Genomic DNA, 15,202 nt, shown 5'->3' on the forward strand with positions numbered 1-15,202 from the left:
AGGCGGAAGCCCCTTCTACAGGGACGGGGTTATTTCAACGGCCGGCTCAGAACTTGTTGTCCCCATCCAGCAACCTGCCCAGCCCGCCCAGCACCGAGCCTTCGCCGCGGCTTTGCCCACCGCCCTGCGGTGCGGCAGCGAACATGCGGCCGGCCAGGCGCGAGAACGGCAGCGACTGCAGCCAGACCTTGCCGGGGCCGGTGAGGGTGGCCAGGAACACGCCTTCGCCGCCGAAGAACATGCTCTTCAGGCCGGCGACGCGACGCACGTCCATGTCCACGCCGGCGTGATAAGCGACCACGCAGCCGGTGTCCACGTCGATGCGCTCGCCGGCGGCCAGTTCGCGTTCGACCACGCAACCGCCGGCATGCACGAACACCCAGCCGTCGCCTTCGAGCTTCTGCATGATGAAACCCTCGCCGCCGAACAGGCCGGTCATCACCTTGCGCTGGAACTGCACGCCGATCTGCACGCCGCGCGCGCCGGCCAGGAAGCTGTCCTTCTGGCAGATCAACTTGCCGCCGTGCTGGTCCAGTTTCATCGCCAGCACCGTGCCCGGGTACGGTGCGGCGAAGGCGACCTTGGCCTTGCCGTTGCCGGTGTGCGTGTAGACGGTGGCAAACAGGCTTTCGCCGGTGATCACGCGCTTGCCGGCCGACATCAGCTTGTCCATGAAGCCGCCGCCCTGACCGCTGTGCGAGCCATCGCCAAACACGGTCTCCATCTGCACCGATGAATCCTTGAACATCAATGCGCCGGCTTCGGCGATGGCGCTCTCGCCCGGGTCCAGTTCAATTTCGACGAACTGCATCTCGTGGCCGATGATCTTGAAGTCGATGTCATCGGCGCGGTTGCGGTTGCTGCCCATCGGCGGCGGCATCGGCGGCGGTGCGTTCTGGCCACCGAATTCGGGCACCTGCGCCACGGCCAGCCAACCCTGCATGCCGTCGCGCCAGGCCATCGCCTGGCCGTTGGCCTGGGCGAATTGGCGGGCGGCGGCTTCGTCGAGGGGGCCAACGCGGTCGGCGTTGCCGGGGACATGGAAATACCACTGGGTCATGGCGCGTTGCCTGCAACGGGAAAGGAACGCCAAGTCTATGCATACCGCGGGCTTCACGCGCCTGACTGCGGTCATGCGGCTGAATGGCCGACCATTTGCGGTGTGTCGGACGGACTGTAAAAATTTCGTGCTAGGCGCAGTCCCCATTCCTCCCACACAGGCTCCCTCCGCCATGCCCCTGACCCGTCCCCTTCGTCGCCGTTCCCCGGTGGCGCATCCGCTGTTTGTCGCAATTGCCGCACTGCTCCCCTTGGCTGCCACGGCCCAGGACGCGACCACCGCACAGAAGGAAGCCGCCACCCTGGATGCCGTGAAGGTCACGGCCGCACGCAAGGTGGAAAACATCCAGGACGTGCCGGTCTCGATCAGCACCGTCAGCGGCGAGAAGCTCGACGCACTCGCCTCCGGCGGCACCGACGTGCGTTACCTGTCCGGCCGCGTGCCCAGCCTGAACATCGAATCCTCGTTTGGCCGCGCCTTCCCGCGCTTCTACATCCGTGGCTACGGCAACACCGATTTCCGCTTGAACACCTCCCAGCCGGTGTCGCTGGTGTACGACGACATCGTGCAGGAGAACCCGATCCTGAAGGGCTTCCCGATCTTCGACGTGGACCAGGTGGAAGTGCTGCGCGGTCCGCAGGGCTCGCTGTTCGGCCGCAACACGCCGGCTGGCGTGGTGAAGTTTGATTCGGTGCGCCCGACTCAGGAGTTCGATGGCTACGCCAAGGTCGGCTACGGCAGCGACAACCTGTGGAATGTGGAAGCGGCCGTTGGCGGCGCGTTGAGCGCCCGCTGGTCGGCACGCGTGTCGGCCTTGTACCAGCGCCGCGACGACTGGGTGAAGAACACCGGCACCGGCCCGAATGATGGCCTGGAAGGCTATGACGAATCGGCCGTGCGCGTGCAGTTCCTCTACGAAGGCGACAACTTCGAGGCGTTGCTGGGTGCGCACAAGCGTCATCTCAACGGCACCGCGCGTCTGTTCCGCGGCAACATCTTCCGCAAGGGCAGCAATGACTTTGTGCCCGGCTTCGACGAGAACAAGGTGTCCATCGACGGCCTGAATCATTCGGAGCTGGACAGCAGCGGTGCCAACGCGCGCCTGAGCTGGGATTTCGGCAACTACAAGCTGTCCTCGATCACCGGCTACGAGACCGTGGATACCTTCAGCGTCGGCGATATCGACGGCACCTCCGGCCCGTACTTCACCGCCGAGGTTCCGTTCGCCTCGGAAACCGCCGACGGCATTCCCAAGCACTCGCAGTGGACGCAGGAATTGCGTCTGGAATCGCTCAGCGACGGTCCGCTGAACTGGCAGGCCGGCCTGTTCTATTTCAAGGAAGACTATGACGTTGACAGTGTCAGCTACGACACCACCAACGGCAGCAAGCAGGACGGCTTCCAGCGCATCAACCAGACCAACGATGCGTGGGCGGTGTTCGGCGGCGCGAGCTTCCAGGCCACCGACAAGCTGGAGCTGCGTGCAGGCGTGCGCTACACCGTCGACAAGAAAGACCTGACGGTGAAGGATTATTGGAACACCGGTTTTGCGCCGTGCGTGCTGGCGGGCAAGTGCGATCTGGCCGGTCTGCTCGCCGCACAGCAGGCCGCGTTTGCTGCAGGCGATGCTGTCGATCCGTATCTGTCGGCCGCGACCAAGGACAAGAAATTCAACTGGGACGCCTCGGCCACGTACGCGGTCAATGACGACGTCAACGTGTACGGCCGCGTCGCCACCGGCTTCCGTGGCAGCTCGATCCAGTCGGCTGGCGCCTTCAACGAAAAGACCGTGGCCGATCCGGAAACTGTGTTGTCGTTTGAAGTGGGCGTCAAAGCCGACTTCTGGGACAACCGCGCGCGTTTGAATGCCAGCGTTTACCACTACCGGGTCAAGGACCAGCAGTTGACCGCCGTGGGCGGCTCCACCGGCAACGCCAACATCCTGCTCAACGCCGACAAGAGCGTGGGCAAGGGCGTCGAGCTGGACCTGCAGGCCTACCTCACCGACAACCTGTTGGTGACCCTGGGCAGCGGCTACAACCACACCGAGATCAAGGATGCCGATCTGAGCGTGGCCGGTTGCATGTCCTGCACCGTGACCAATCCGCTGGATGGCAACGGCAAGGTGCTGATCAATGGCAACGCGTTGCCGCAGGCGCCGGAGTGGACCCACAACATGACCGCGCGCTGGTCGCTGCCGCTGGCCGATGGTGCACAGTTCTACGTGTTCACCGACTGGGTGTACCGCAGCGAAGTGAATTTCTTCCTGTACGAGTCGAAGGAGTTCACCGGCAAGTCGTTGCTGGAAGGCGGCCTGCGCGTGGGTTACCAGTGGAACGACGGTGATTACGACGTGGCACTGTACGGCCGCAACATCACCAACCAGATCCGCGCCACCGGCGGCATCGACTTCAACAACCTCACCGGCTTCATCAACGAACCGCGTTTGTGGGGCGTGGAGTTCAAGGCGCGTTTCTAAGCGCAGGTTTGTAGGTTGAACACAGAAGGCGCGGAGCAATCCGCGCCTTCTGCTTTTCTGTAGTGCCGAGCCATGCTCGGCAATGGGGCATTACCGGTGAAGCGCCTGCCGGGCATGGCTCGGCACGACCGGATCAACGCGCCGCGTCATGCAGTGCTTTGTGCAGCACATCCAACAACTGCTCGTTGTCGTCCTGCCGCTGCTCCCAATACATGATGCCGCCCAGTCCGTGCTGTTTCACATACGCGGCCTTGATCGCCAGTGAGCGCGGATCGTCGTAGCTGACCATGCGGCGTTCCTTCGGATTCCACAGCCACGGCACCTGCGCTTCTTCGTCCCAATGCTGCTCCCACTCCGGATTGTTGAGGCGGGTGTGGACGATGTCGCGCCAGGAAATGAAGCCGCCTTCGCTGCTGAATTTCTGGAAGCGGCCGTGGTTGTCGGTGCCGACATCACCAAACGTGCGGCCGTAGAACGGCACACCGACATTGATCTTGTTGGCCGGCACGCCGGCATCGAGGAAGTACTTCACCGCCGCTTCGGTGTTGCGCCCATCGGCCGATGCCAACGGCGAACGCGACAGCGCGGAATGATGGCCGGTGGTCTTGGTCAGGCTGCCGTAGAAGTCGTAGGTCATCAGGTTGATCCAGTCCAGCGACTGCGCGATGCGCGGCAGCTCCAGACCTTCGGCGGCGCGGCCTTCGGCGGCAGCGATGGTCAACAGGTAATGGCGCTTGCCGGCGCCTTCGGTATCCAGCCGCGCGCGCAGTTGTTCCAGCAGCACGGTGAAGTTGTGGCGGTCATCCGGGCTGTGACTGATGCCGGCATCACCGAGCGTGGGGTATTCCCAGTCGATATCCAGGCCGTCCAGTTTGAACTGGTGCATCAGCGCGATGCTGCTGTCGATGAAGCGCGTGCGTGCGGCATCGGTGGCGGCGGCCTCGGAGAAGTTGCCGGCGGCCCAACCGCCGATCGACAACACGATCTGCAGCGACGGGTTGTCCGCACGTTTGGCGACCACCGCATGCAGCCGCGCCGGCGCGACGTAGTCCGGCAGGTAGACGCTGCCGTCTGGCCGCACCACGGCGAAGGCGAAATTCACCACATCCAACTTGTTGGCTGACAACTGCAGCGGTGCCGGGCCGTCCATCACATAGCCGATCACGCGCGGTGATTGCGCTTGCGCAGTGGCGGCGCTCAAGGAAAGCAGCGCGGCGGCCAGCAGCGTGCGCAGGTTGCAACGTCGGTGGAATACAGCCATGGGAACCCCCCAAATACAGAAGAGTCCGGACTGTAACCGGCCGGATGCAATCCAGCGCATGGCGGTGACGTTGGAAACCATTGCGTCGAGCGTCGGGCGCGCAAACCGAAAGCGTGCAACCCGCAGGCTGGGATGACATCCCAGCGATTCGATTCGAGTGCAACGAGGCGCCGGGATTACGCGTTGCTGCATCCCAGCCTACGGCGCGGCACTACCGGTGCAACGTTCGACGCGACAGGTTCATCCCGCGTCGAACGCCGCACGTTGCCGTGGCGTTACCGCGCCTCGGGAATATCCGACGTCAGCGCAGCCGTCTCGGCGGCGCAGTCGCGCGGCATCGGCAGTTTCAGCGTGCGCGCGTGGTCGAGTTCGCGACGGGCTTTGGCCAGGTCGGCATTGAACTCGGGGTTGTCATGCAGGCGCGCCACGGCGGCGGCGCCCATGAACTGGCCCTGCTGCACGTCGCTGTACCAATGCACGTTGCAGACCAGGCGGCTGTGGCCGTAGTTGCGGCCGCGTTCCAACAGCGCGGTGGCGTGGTCCGGCGCGATCTCGGCCAGGATCAATGCCCAGGCCCAGCCGATGGCCGTGTGGCCGGACGGGTACGAGCCGTTGCTGCGCAGGTTGGCTTCGTCGTCCGGCGTGCAGGTCGGTTCGTTGTTGACGGTGAACGGACGTGGGCGCTTGTAGTGATTCTTGGCGGCCTTGGTGGCAGCGCTGGCGTCGATGCGGCTGCGTTCAAGCAGGCGGTACAAGGTCGGCGTCTGTTCGGCGGTGACCGGCACACCCAACGCACAGCTGAACTGGTCGGCGCCGGCCGGGAAACTCAGGTCAGCATCGGTATGCGCCTGCTGGAAACGCGCGCTGCCGCGCATGGCCACGGCTTGGCGGGCGACGGCTTCGTCCAACTGCGCCCACGCCGTGCCGGGGGCCGGCGGCGCGGGGCTGAGCGCCAGGCTGTCGGGGATGGCATCACCGTGCAGGTAGCCGATCGCGCGCGGGGCGGTGTCTTTGCCGGATGCAGTGGGTGCGGATGGAGTGCTGGAGCAGGCGGCCAGCGCAGTGGCCAGCACGAGCGCGGCGCCGATGCGCAGCGGGGAAACGAAAAGGGACATTGGAGCGACGACGGGGTGGTGAAACGGACCGGCATCATCGCACTGCGAAGCGGGGAGTGGGGAATCGGGATTGGGGATGGGTTTGGAGCAAAAGCCAGAGCAAAAGCAAAAGCCGCCGGTCGTTCCCGCGCAGCGCCCAAGTGAGAGGGTGTGTCTGCAGTCTTTGCATTTGCTGCTGCCGTTTACCCCTCCCTTTCACCGAAGGTGAAGGGGAGGGCGGGGGAGGCTCTGGCTTTCGCTTTCGCCCTTGCCTCTACCCAATCCCTATTCCCGACGCCCCATTCCCGGCCCTCAAACCACCCGGGCGCTCAACCGGCCATCTTCCTCACGCACTTCAATTGGCCCGCCAAACACCTCCGACAGCGGCTCGGAGCGCAGCAAGTCCTCACGCTTTCCGTCGGCAAAAATGCGGCCGCCCTTCATCAGCACGACGCGGCTGATTTCCGGGATCACTTCTTCGATGTGGTGGGTGACCAGCACCAGCGTGATGCCCTGCTGGGCCAGGTGCTGCATGGTGTCGATCAGGTGCTGGCGTGAAATCAGATCCAGCCCGGTCGATGGTTCGTCCAGCAGCAACGCCTTGGGTTGGTTGACCAAGGCGCGGGCGATCAACACGCGCCGGGTTTCGCCAGCCGACAACTCGGCGTAGCTGCGGCCCAGCAGCGGCAACGCGCGTGCCAGGCCCAGTGCGTCGCGGGCGCGTTGACGCATGGCGTCGCTGACATCGCGGTGTGCCGGCACCACATAACTGGCGAAGAAGCCGGAAATCACCGCCTCTTCCACGCTCAGTCCGGGCATGTCGGACAAATTGCTGGAGAGATCGCCGGTGATGATGCCCAACTGCGAGCGCAGCCGGTCCACCTGCCAACGCGTCTGCCCCAGCACCTGCACCGGCGGCGGGCCCACCACACGCGCGAGTGGATACAACTCGCGCGTGATCAGCTTGATGAATGAGGACTTGCCGCAGCCGTTCGGGCCGAGGATGGCGGTGTGCTGGCCCTGTTCGATGCGCAGCTTGAGTTCATGCAGAACGCGCACCTGGCCACGGACGACGCAGGCATGGTCCAGCTCGATCAGGGGTGCCGCGATGGCGGCCGGGGCAATGGTCATTCAGGTGTGGGTTTTGATGTGAAAGGCAGCTGAGGATTCGACCAACGGACGAACCGCAGGCGGATGAAGTTTGCAGCGACAGGCCCCATCATGTGTAGCACTGGTTTCATCTGCCACCGACCTGGCTGGAGTTCTGCAATGTCCGATGCGCTGCTCACGTTTCTCACTGGTGGCATCGCCGGCCTGGGCTGGTGGGGCATGCTGGCGGTGATGTTGGTGTTCACCCAGCTCACCATCTTTGCGGTGACCTTGTACCTGCACCGCAGCCAGGCGCATCGCGGCGTGGATTTCCACCCGTTGATCTCGCATTTCTTCCGCTTCTGGGTGTGGCTGACCACCTCGATGATCACCCGCGAATGGGTCGCCATCCACCGCAAGCACCACGCCAAGGTGGAGACCGAAGAGGATCCGCACAGCCCGGTCACCAAGGGCATCGGCCAGGTGTTCTGGCGCGGCGTGGAGCTGTACCGCGAAGCGCGCACGCAGCGTGCCGACATCGAACAGTACGGGCGCGGTGCACCGGAAGACTGGATCGAGCGTCATGTGTACACGCCGCATGCCAACCTTGGCCCGGTGGCCTTGTTCGTGATCAACACGGTGCTGTTCGGTTTGCCGGGTATCGCCTTGTGGGCGATCCAGATGGCGTGGATTCCGTTCTGGGCCGCCGGTGTGGTCAACGGCCTCGGTCACTGGTGGGGCTATCGCAATTTTGAATCGGCGGACACCTCGACCAACCTGACGCCGTGGGCGTTCTGGATTGGCGGCGAAGAGCTGCACAACAACCATCATGCTTTCCCCAGCTCGGCACGTTTCTCGATGCGGCGTTGGGAATTCGATATTGGTTGGCAGGTCATCCGTCTGTTGCAGGCGATGCGGCTGGCCAAGGTGCTGCGCGTCGCACCGAGCATGGACGTTCGCCCGAATATCGCGGTGCCCGACGCCGACACGCTGAAGGCGCTGTTGTCACATCGCTTCCAGGCGATGACCGACTACCAGCGCAATGTGTTCGCACCGGCACTGAAGGAAGAAGCCGCCGCGGCCGGCGCCAAGCTGCGCAAGCTGTTGCCGCGCCGCATGCGCAAGGGCTTGGTCAATGACGGACGTTGGCTCAAGCCGGCCTGTCGTGACCAGTTGAACCAATGGGTGCAGCAGCGCCCGCGCATCCAGCAGTTGGTAGAACACCGCGCGCGGTTGTCGGCGTTGCTGGAAGCGCGCAGCCATGACGCCGCCGAGCGCCTGCGCCAGCTGCAACAGTGGTGCCAGGACGCGGAGGCCAGCGGCAGTGCCGCGTTGCAGGCTTACGCGGCGCGCCTGAAGGGCTACTCGCTCAGCGCGACATGAGGGCGGTCATCTTGGGTGTGTGCGTGCTGGTCTTGTCGCTGCCGGCGATGGCGCAGGTGCAGGACACCAACCAATACCTGCAGCGCATGGATACCGACGGCGATGGCCGGGTGAGCCCGGAGGAATACCTGCAGTGGATGCTGTACGCCTTCGACCGCATGGACCGCAACGGCAATGGCGTGCTCGAAGCGGACGAACAACCCGGCGGGCGCGGCAAACCGATCACCCGCGAGGAGCAGCGGCAGGTGATCCTGGCGCGCTTCGCCCGGCAAGATGCCAATGGCGATGGTTACCTGAGCGCCCGCGAGTTGATGGCGCCGCCGCGTTGATCAGAATGCGCGTAGGAGCGGCCTTGGCCGCGACGCCGCTATCGCCAAAACAACGCTCGCACAGCGCACAAATGAACGGATGCTGGCCGTTCCACAACGCCAGCTTCGCGGCCGAGGCCGCGCCCACGAGAAGCGTGTTTCATGCCTGAATTGCCTGAAGTAGAAACCACCCGGCGCGGCCTGGAGCCGCATCTCACAGGGCGTCGCATCCACGGTGTGATCCTGCGCCGGCCGGACTTGCGCTGGCCGATTCCAGCGGAGATCGAACAGCAATTGCCGGGCCAGCGGATCGAGGCGATCCGCCGTCGCGCCAAGTACCTGCTGCTCGACACCGAGGTCGGCAGCGCGCTGCTGCACCTGGGCATGTCCGGCAGCCTGCGCGTGCTGCCGGGCGACACGCCGGTGCGCGCGCACGACCACGTCGATATCAGCCTGGAAGATGGCCGCTTGCTGCGCTTCAACGATCCGCGCCGTTTCGGCAGCCTGCTGTGGCAACCGGCAGGGGAAACCCACGAGCTGCTGCGTGATCTGGGCCCGGAACCGCTGGACGCGGTGTTCGACGGTGACTACCTGTTCCAGCGCAGCCGCGGCCGCAGTGCATCGGTGAAGACCTTTCTGATGGACCAGCGCATCGTGGTTGGCGTGGGCAACATCTACGCAGCCGAAAGCCTGTTCACAGCGGGCATCAATCCACTGCGCGAGGCGGGCAAGGTGTCGCGTGCGCGCTATCAGCGATTGGGCGACGCGGTGAAGGACATTCTCGGCCACGCCATCACCCGCGGCGGCACCACGCTGCGGGATTTCATCAGCCCTGACGGCGCACCCGGATACTTCGAGCAGGAGCTGCTGGTGTACGGCCGCGAGGGCGAAAACTGCAAGCAGTGCGGCCGCCTGCTGCGCTACGCCAGCATCGGCCAACGGGCGACGGTGTGGTGCGGGCATTGCCAGCGGTGAGAGCGGAGCCCCGGTAGTGCCGAGCCATGCTCGGCACCACCTGCATCTGCTTCCTCCCTTTGCCGCAGGCAAGGGGAGGGTTGGGGAGGGGGAGGTTTTCGCTGGCTGAAGCGGATGTTCATCAGGCGAACGTTCCGGGCTGTTGATTCACACAATTCCACCTACCATGCAGCGGTCCCCAACTGGCACGTCTTTCCATGCAACGACGCGACTTCCTGCGCAACGCCTCCGCTGCCCTGGCCGCTTTCGGTCTGCCGTCCTTCGCCGCCTGTGCAGCCGCGCCCGCGCAGATGGGGTTGCGCCGCATCGGCCAGCCGCAGCCATTCGACTTTGCGGCCCTCAAAGGCCAGGCGCGCGCGCTGGCGCAGGCGCCTTACCAGAGCCACAAGCGGACCCTGCCGGCGGAGCTGGAAGCGCTGGATTGGGACCAATACCAATCCATCCGCTATCGCCAGGATCACGCCCTGTGGGCCGACCAGCCGGGCAGGTTCCAGGCGAAATTCTTCCACCTGGGGCTGTACTTCCACTCGCCGGTGCGCATGTTCGATGTGGCCGACGGCAAGGCGCAGGAGCTGGCCTATGACGGCGCCGCGTTCGATTACGGCAAGAGCGGCATCCACGGCAAACGCCTGCCGGCTGACCTGGGCTTCGCCGGCTTCCGCCTGAACACCCGCGCCGACACCGACCGCGACTTTGCCGCGTTCCTCGGCGCCAGCTACTTCCGTGCCGTGGGCAAGGAAGGCCAGTACGGCCAGTCCGCGCGTGGCCTGGCCATCGACACCGGGATGGGCAAGCCGGAGGAATTCCCGGACTTCATCGCCTATTACCTGGAGCAGCCGGCCGGCGATTCGGACACGCTGATTGTGTACGGCCTGCTCGATTCGCCCAGCGTGGCCGGCGCCTACCGCTTCGCCATCACCAACGGCGACGTGCTGCTGATGGACATCGACAGCGCCCTGTACCCGCGCCAGCAGATCGAGCGCCTTGGCATCGCACCGTGCACCAGCATGTACCAGGTGGGCGAAAACGACCGCCGCATGGACTGGGACTGGCGCCCGGAGATCCACGACACCGACGGCCTGTCGATGTGGACGGGTTCCGGCGAATGGATCTGGCGCCCGCTATGCAACCCGGCGCACCTGCGCTTCAACATGTTCATGGACAACAACCCGCGCGGCTTTGGCCTGCTGCAGCGTGACCGCAACTTCGACCATTACCAGGACGACGGCGTGTTCTACGAGAAGCGCCCATGCCTGTGGGTGGAGCCCAAGGGCCAATGGGGCGAAGGCTCGGTGCAGCTGGTGGAGATCCCCACCGTTGATGAAACCTTCGACAACATCGTTGCCTTCTGGAATCCCAAGGCCAAGCCGCAGCGGGGCGAGGAACTGCTGGTCGGCTACCGCCTGTACTGGGGCGCCGAGCCGCCGGCCCGCCCGCCGTTGGCACATTGCGTGGCCAGCCGCACCGGCCTGGGCGGCGTGATCGGCAAGAAGCGCGAGGTTTTTTCGTGGCGCTTTGCGGTGGATTTTGAAGGCGGCGAGCTGGCCAGCCTGATCGACAAGGGCGAGGTGGAAGCGGTGGTGGAAACCAGCGCTGGCAAGCTGGAAACCATTTCCGCGCGACCACTGCGCGAGATCAAGGGCTACCGCGCCATGTTTGACCTGGTGCCGCCGGAAGGGAGTTTCGACCAGATCGACGTGCGCCTGTACCTGCGCAGCGGCGGCAAGACGCTCACCGAGACCTGGCTGTACCAATACACCCCGCCGGCGGCAGACGCGCCGGAGCGGACGTTGTATTGAGTGATTGAAGGCGTTGCTTGAAGCCTTTGCTTGAGGCTTCTGCTTAAAGCCCCTCTCCCGTATACGGGAGAGGGGTTGGGGTGAGGGTAGGGGGCGAAGCCACTCCTGGTGTTCTGTTACACAGGGCTTCGCCCGTACCCTCATCCGCCCCTTCGGGGCACCTTCTCCAGTAGGGAGAAGGGGAGGGGGTTACAGCGGCAGCGGTGCCTGCATCGGGTCAATCCGGCCTTCACCACGGGTGATCTTCTTGAACTCGGCGCGGCTCACCGACACGTAACGCTCGTTGCCGCCGATTTCCACCTGCGGGCCGTCCTGCACGGCGAAACCATTGGCATCCACGCGCACGGTCATCGTCGCCTTCTTGCCGCTGTGGCAGATGGTTTTGATTTCCTGCATCTCGTCGGCCCAGGCCAGCAGGTATTGGCTGCCCTCGAACAGCTCGCCACGGAAATCCGTGCGCAGGCCGTAGCACAGCACCGGAATGCGCAGTTCATCGACCACTTCGGACAGCTGCCACACCTGGGCCTTGGTCAGGAACTGGGCTTCGTCCACCAGCACGCAGCCGAGCTTGCCGTGCGCGGCGATGTCGCGTTCGATCAGTTTCTGCAGGTCGGTGTCCTGCTCGAAGGCGGTGGCCTCGGCCTGCAGGCCGATCCGCGAGGCCACCACGCCGGCGCCGGCACGGTGGTCCAGGCGCGGGGTCAACAGGGCCACCCGCATGCCGCGCTCACGGTAGTTGTGCGCGGATTGGAGCAGGGTGGTGGTCTTCCCGGCGTTCATCGCCGAGTAGTAGAAATAGAGCTTGGCCATAGTGCAGACGTAAGTGAATAGGAGTGGGAAGCGCGCGCGGGCGGCAGGCACTTCCGGGTAATGACAGAATACCCCGGCGCTGGTGGTCTGCCTTTGCGTTCTCTCGTTCCTCATTGATCTTCATTCGCCCCTAGATGCTCGATTCCCTCAATTCCCCCCAACGCGCTGCCGCTGTTCACGCCGATGGCCCCTTGCTGGTGCTGGCCGGTGCCGGCAGCGGCAAAACGCGCGTGATCGTGGAAAAAATCGCGCATCTGATCAGCATTGGCCGCTATCCGGCACGGCGCATCGCCGCGATCACCTTCACCAACAAGTCCGCCAAGGAAATGCGCGAGCGTGTGTCCAAGCGACTCAGTGGCGAGGACGCGGCCGAAGTCACTATCTGCACGTTCCACGCATTGGGGCTGAAATTCCTGCAGATTCAGTACGAGCAGGTGGGCTTGAAGCGCAGTTTTTCCATCTTCGATGCCGACGACGCCGGTGCGCAGATCAAGGATCTGCTGGGCGGCAGCAATGCCAAGCCTGACGATGTCGAGGACATCAAGAATCTTATTTCGCGCGCCAAGAATGCCGGGCTGTCGCCGGAGCAGGCGATGGCGGCGGCGCGTAGCAGCCGCGAAAAAAATGCGGCGATGGTTTACGAGCTGTACCAGTCGCGATTGACCTCGTTCAACGCGGTGGATTTCGATGACCTGATCCGCCTGCCGGTGCAGGTGCTGGAAGAGAACCCGGACATCGCGCTGGCCTGGCGCGAACGCATCGGCTACCTGCTGGTCGACGAATGCCAGGACACCAACGACGCGCAGTACCGGCTGCTCAAGCAGTTGGCCGGGCCGCGCGGCAACTTCACCTGCGTGGGTGACGACGATCAGTCGATCTACGCTTGGCGCGGTGCCAATCCGGAAAACCTGCAGCAGATGGCGCGCGACTACCCGGCGCTGCAGATCATCAAGCTGGAACAGAATTACCGCTGTTCCAACCGCGTGCTGCGAGCGGCCAACGCGCTGATCGCACACAACCCGCACGAGCATCTGAAGACGCTGTGGTCCGATCAGGCCGATGGCGAACGCATCCGCGTGTGGGAGTGCCGCAACAGTGAGCACGAGGCGGAGAAAGTCGCTTCGGAAATCCACTTCCTGGCAACCAGCCGCAAGATTCCGTGGAGTGAGTTCTGCATTCTGTTCCGCGGCAATTTCCAGTCGCGGCCGCTGGAAAAAGCGATGCAGCTGGTCGGCGTGCCGTATCACCTCAACGGCGGCACGGTGTTCCTGGAACGGCAGGAAGTGAAGGACACGCTGTCGTGGCTGCGCCTGCTGGTGAACCCGGACGACGACACCGCGTTCATGCGCGCGGTGCAATCACCCAAGCGTGATGTCGGCGCCAGCACGCTGGCCAAGCTCGCGGAGCTGGCGTCGGATAAAGACATGCCGATGGCGCAGGCCGCCGAAGCGATGGGCGCGCTGGCGCAGCTGTCACCGCGTGCGGCCAATAGCCTGAGCAAGTTCACCGACATCCTGCGCGCGCTGCGCATGGACATGCGCGACATGACTTCCGGTGATCTGGTGCGTCGTGTCGCCAAGGATTCAGGCCTGCTGGCGGAGATGCGCAACCAGGCAAAGGACACCACCAGCTATGAGCGCCGCGCCAACAACATCGAAGAGCTGGCGTCGTGGTTCGAGAGCGGCCCGCGTGGCGCCAGCGCCGCCGACATGGCCGCGCAGCTGGCGTTGATATCGCGCAACGACAAGGACGACGGCGGCAACCAGGTGCGGATGATGACGCTGCATGCGTCCAAGGGCCTGGAGTTTCCATACGTGTTCATCGTTGGCTGCGAAGACGGCGTGTTGCCGCATCAGGTCAGCCTGGACGAAGGCACGCTGCAGGAAGAACGGCGTCTGCTGTACGTGGGCATCACCCGCGCCAAGATCCAGCTGTGGATGAGTTTCAGCCGGCTGACGCGCAAATATGGCGAGCACATTCGACTCAAGCCGAGCCGGTTCTTCGATGAGATTCCGGCCAGCGAAATCCAACGCGACGGCGCCGACCCGGTCGCCGATGCCGCGCACAAGCAGGAGCGCGCGAAGGCGGGGTTGGCGGCGATCCAGGCGTTGTTTGATTGAGCTGAGGGTGCGCGGTTCTTCTGCGCTTTGATTCATTGCTTCTTGCTCGTCATTCCCGCAAAGACGGGAATGACGGTCTGATGGATGGTCGCGATGGGGGATTGCATCGCAACCGATGATGCACCGTGCAGCACTTGCATCGGATCGCCGCGCACATGACGCTTGTCTCATCTGAGACCCCGGAGTGCCCAATGCCGCCCTTGATCGAAACCGACCGCCTGCACCTGCGCCTGCTACGCGATGACGATGTGGACGCCGCCGGCATGCTGGCATTGCTCAATGAACCGGGCTTCCACAAGTTCATTGCCGACCGTGGTGTGCGCACGCTGGAGCAGGCGCGCGAGTACATCCACAAAGGGCCGTTTGTCAGCTACGCGGCCAATGGCTTCGGCATGTATGTGATCGAACGCCGCAGCGACGGTGCATGGATGGGCAATGCCGGGCTGGTGCGCCGCAACGGTCTGGTACACGTCGATATCGGCTATGCGTTGTTGAGCGATTTCTGCGGCCAGGGCTACGCGCTGGAAGCAGCACGCGGCGTGGTCAAGCATGCGCGTGAGGTGTTGGGGATCGAAACCCTGTGCGCGATTGTTTCAAAGGGCAATGCGCGGTCTGTGGGCTTGTTGGAGAAGCTGGGATTCGTGGCGGATGGGGTGACGCGTTTGCCTGGGGAGAATGAGGATGTTTTGTTGTTTTTGTTGGGTGAGGCTTAGAAAGAGAAGGGCTAGCAACAATTCAGTTTGTAGGGAGCTGTAGCAGAACTCCCTTCTCCCCTTGCGGGACGACAACTCGGCAGGATTGCCGAGTTGCACGGCGAAGCCGCC

Annotated in this window: 12 protein-coding genes; 7 read left to right on the plus strand and 5 right to left on the minus strand. The window is 64.2% G+C overall.

Annotated elements, in window-relative coordinates:
- Positions 1 to 46: 46 nt before the first annotated feature.
- Positions 47 to 1,060 (minus strand): TIGR00266 family protein, encoded by a 1,014-nt coding sequence (locus ACREP4_RS12460; RefSeq protein ID WP_431596512.1) that lies wholly within the window; start codon positions 1,058 to 1,060, stop codon positions 47 to 49.
- A gap of 172 nt (positions 1,061 to 1,232) precedes the next feature.
- Between ACREP4_RS12460 and ACREP4_RS12465 the strand changes: the two genes are divergently transcribed.
- On the plus strand, positions 1,233 to 3,539 hold the full coding sequence (locus ACREP4_RS12465; RefSeq protein ID WP_431596513.1) for a TonB-dependent receptor: 2,307 nt from the start codon (positions 1,233 to 1,235) through the stop codon (positions 3,537 to 3,539).
- A gap of 133 nt (positions 3,540 to 3,672) precedes the next feature.
- On the opposite strand, the gene ACREP4_RS12470 is transcribed toward ACREP4_RS12465, so the two are convergent.
- From ACREP4_RS12470 to ACREP4_RS12480, 3 genes are all read right to left on the minus strand, one after another.
- Positions 3,673 to 4,800, minus strand: coding sequence for a glycoside hydrolase family 18 protein (locus ACREP4_RS12470; protein ID WP_431596514.1), 1,128 nt, complete (start codon positions 4,798 to 4,800; stop codon positions 3,673 to 3,675).
- Between the two features lie 275 nt (positions 4,801 to 5,075).
- Positions 5,076 to 5,915 carry an acid phosphatase gene (locus ACREP4_RS12475; RefSeq protein ID WP_431596515.1) on the minus strand — a complete coding sequence of 280 codons (840 nt, stop codon included), beginning with the start codon at positions 5,913 to 5,915 and terminating at the stop codon, positions 5,076 to 5,078.
- Positions 5,916 to 6,206: 291 nt separating this feature from the next.
- Positions 6,207 to 7,025 carry an ABC transporter ATP-binding protein gene (locus tag ACREP4_RS12480; RefSeq protein WP_431596516.1) on the minus strand — a complete coding sequence of 273 codons (819 nt, stop codon included), beginning with the start codon at positions 7,023 to 7,025 and terminating at the stop codon, positions 6,207 to 6,209.
- A 138-nt stretch (positions 7,026 to 7,163) separates the two neighbouring features.
- Here ACREP4_RS12480 and ACREP4_RS12485 point away from each other — a divergent pair, with 138 nt between their 5' ends.
- The 4 genes from ACREP4_RS12485 to ACREP4_RS12500 all read left to right on the plus strand — a co-directional run bounded on the left by ACREP4_RS12485 (position 7,164) and on the right by ACREP4_RS12500 (position 11,448).
- The gene (locus ACREP4_RS12485; protein WP_431596517.1) at positions 7,164 to 8,366 is read left to right on the plus strand and encodes a DesA family fatty acid desaturase; all 1,203 of its coding nucleotides are present in this window, start codon (positions 7,164 to 7,166) and stop codon (positions 8,364 to 8,366) included.
- Entirely contained in the window at positions 8,363 to 8,695 is a 333-nt protein-coding gene (locus tag ACREP4_RS12490; protein ID WP_431596518.1) for an EF-hand domain-containing protein, read from the plus strand. Before ACREP4_RS12485 ends, ACREP4_RS12490 begins: the two co-directional genes overlap by 4 nt.
- A 141-nt stretch (positions 8,696 to 8,836) precedes the next feature.
- Positions 8,837 to 9,649: a bifunctional DNA-formamidopyrimidine glycosylase/DNA-(apurinic or apyrimidinic site) lyase gene (gene mutM / locus ACREP4_RS12495; RefSeq protein ID WP_431596519.1), complete on the plus strand. Its 813-nt coding sequence runs from the start codon at positions 8,837 to 8,839 to the stop codon at positions 9,647 to 9,649.
- A 197-nt stretch (positions 9,650 to 9,846) separates the two neighbouring features.
- Complete coding sequence (locus tag ACREP4_RS12500; RefSeq protein ID WP_431596520.1) at positions 9,847 to 11,448, plus strand: glucan biosynthesis protein; 1,602 nt, start codon at positions 9,847 to 9,849, stop codon at positions 11,446 to 11,448.
- A 189-nt stretch (positions 11,449 to 11,637) separates the two neighbouring features.
- Here ACREP4_RS12500 and ACREP4_RS12505 read toward each other — a convergent pair whose 3' ends face one another.
- A complete protein-coding gene (locus tag ACREP4_RS12505; protein WP_431596521.1) occupies positions 11,638 to 12,258 on the minus strand; it encodes a thymidine kinase in 621 nt (206 codons plus the stop codon).
- A gap of 134 nt (positions 12,259 to 12,392) precedes the next feature.
- Here ACREP4_RS12505 and ACREP4_RS12510 point away from each other — a divergent pair, with 134 nt between their 5' ends.
- Positions 12,393 to 14,378, plus strand: a complete 1,986-nt coding sequence (locus ACREP4_RS12510; protein WP_431596522.1) for a UvrD-helicase domain-containing protein — start codon at positions 12,393 to 12,395, stop codon at positions 14,376 to 14,378.
- 191 nt (positions 14,379 to 14,569) lie between these two features.
- Positions 14,570 to 15,091 carry a GNAT family N-acetyltransferase gene (locus tag ACREP4_RS12515; RefSeq protein WP_431596523.1) on the plus strand — a complete coding sequence of 174 codons (522 nt, stop codon included), beginning with the start codon at positions 14,570 to 14,572 and terminating at the stop codon, positions 15,089 to 15,091.
- The last annotated feature ends 111 nt before the right edge of the window (positions 15,092 to 15,202 follow it).

Source organism: Stenotrophomonas sp. (genome assembly GCF_050737575.1).
Classification (GTDB): domain Bacteria; phylum Pseudomonadota; class Gammaproteobacteria; order Xanthomonadales; family Xanthomonadaceae; genus Stenotrophomonas.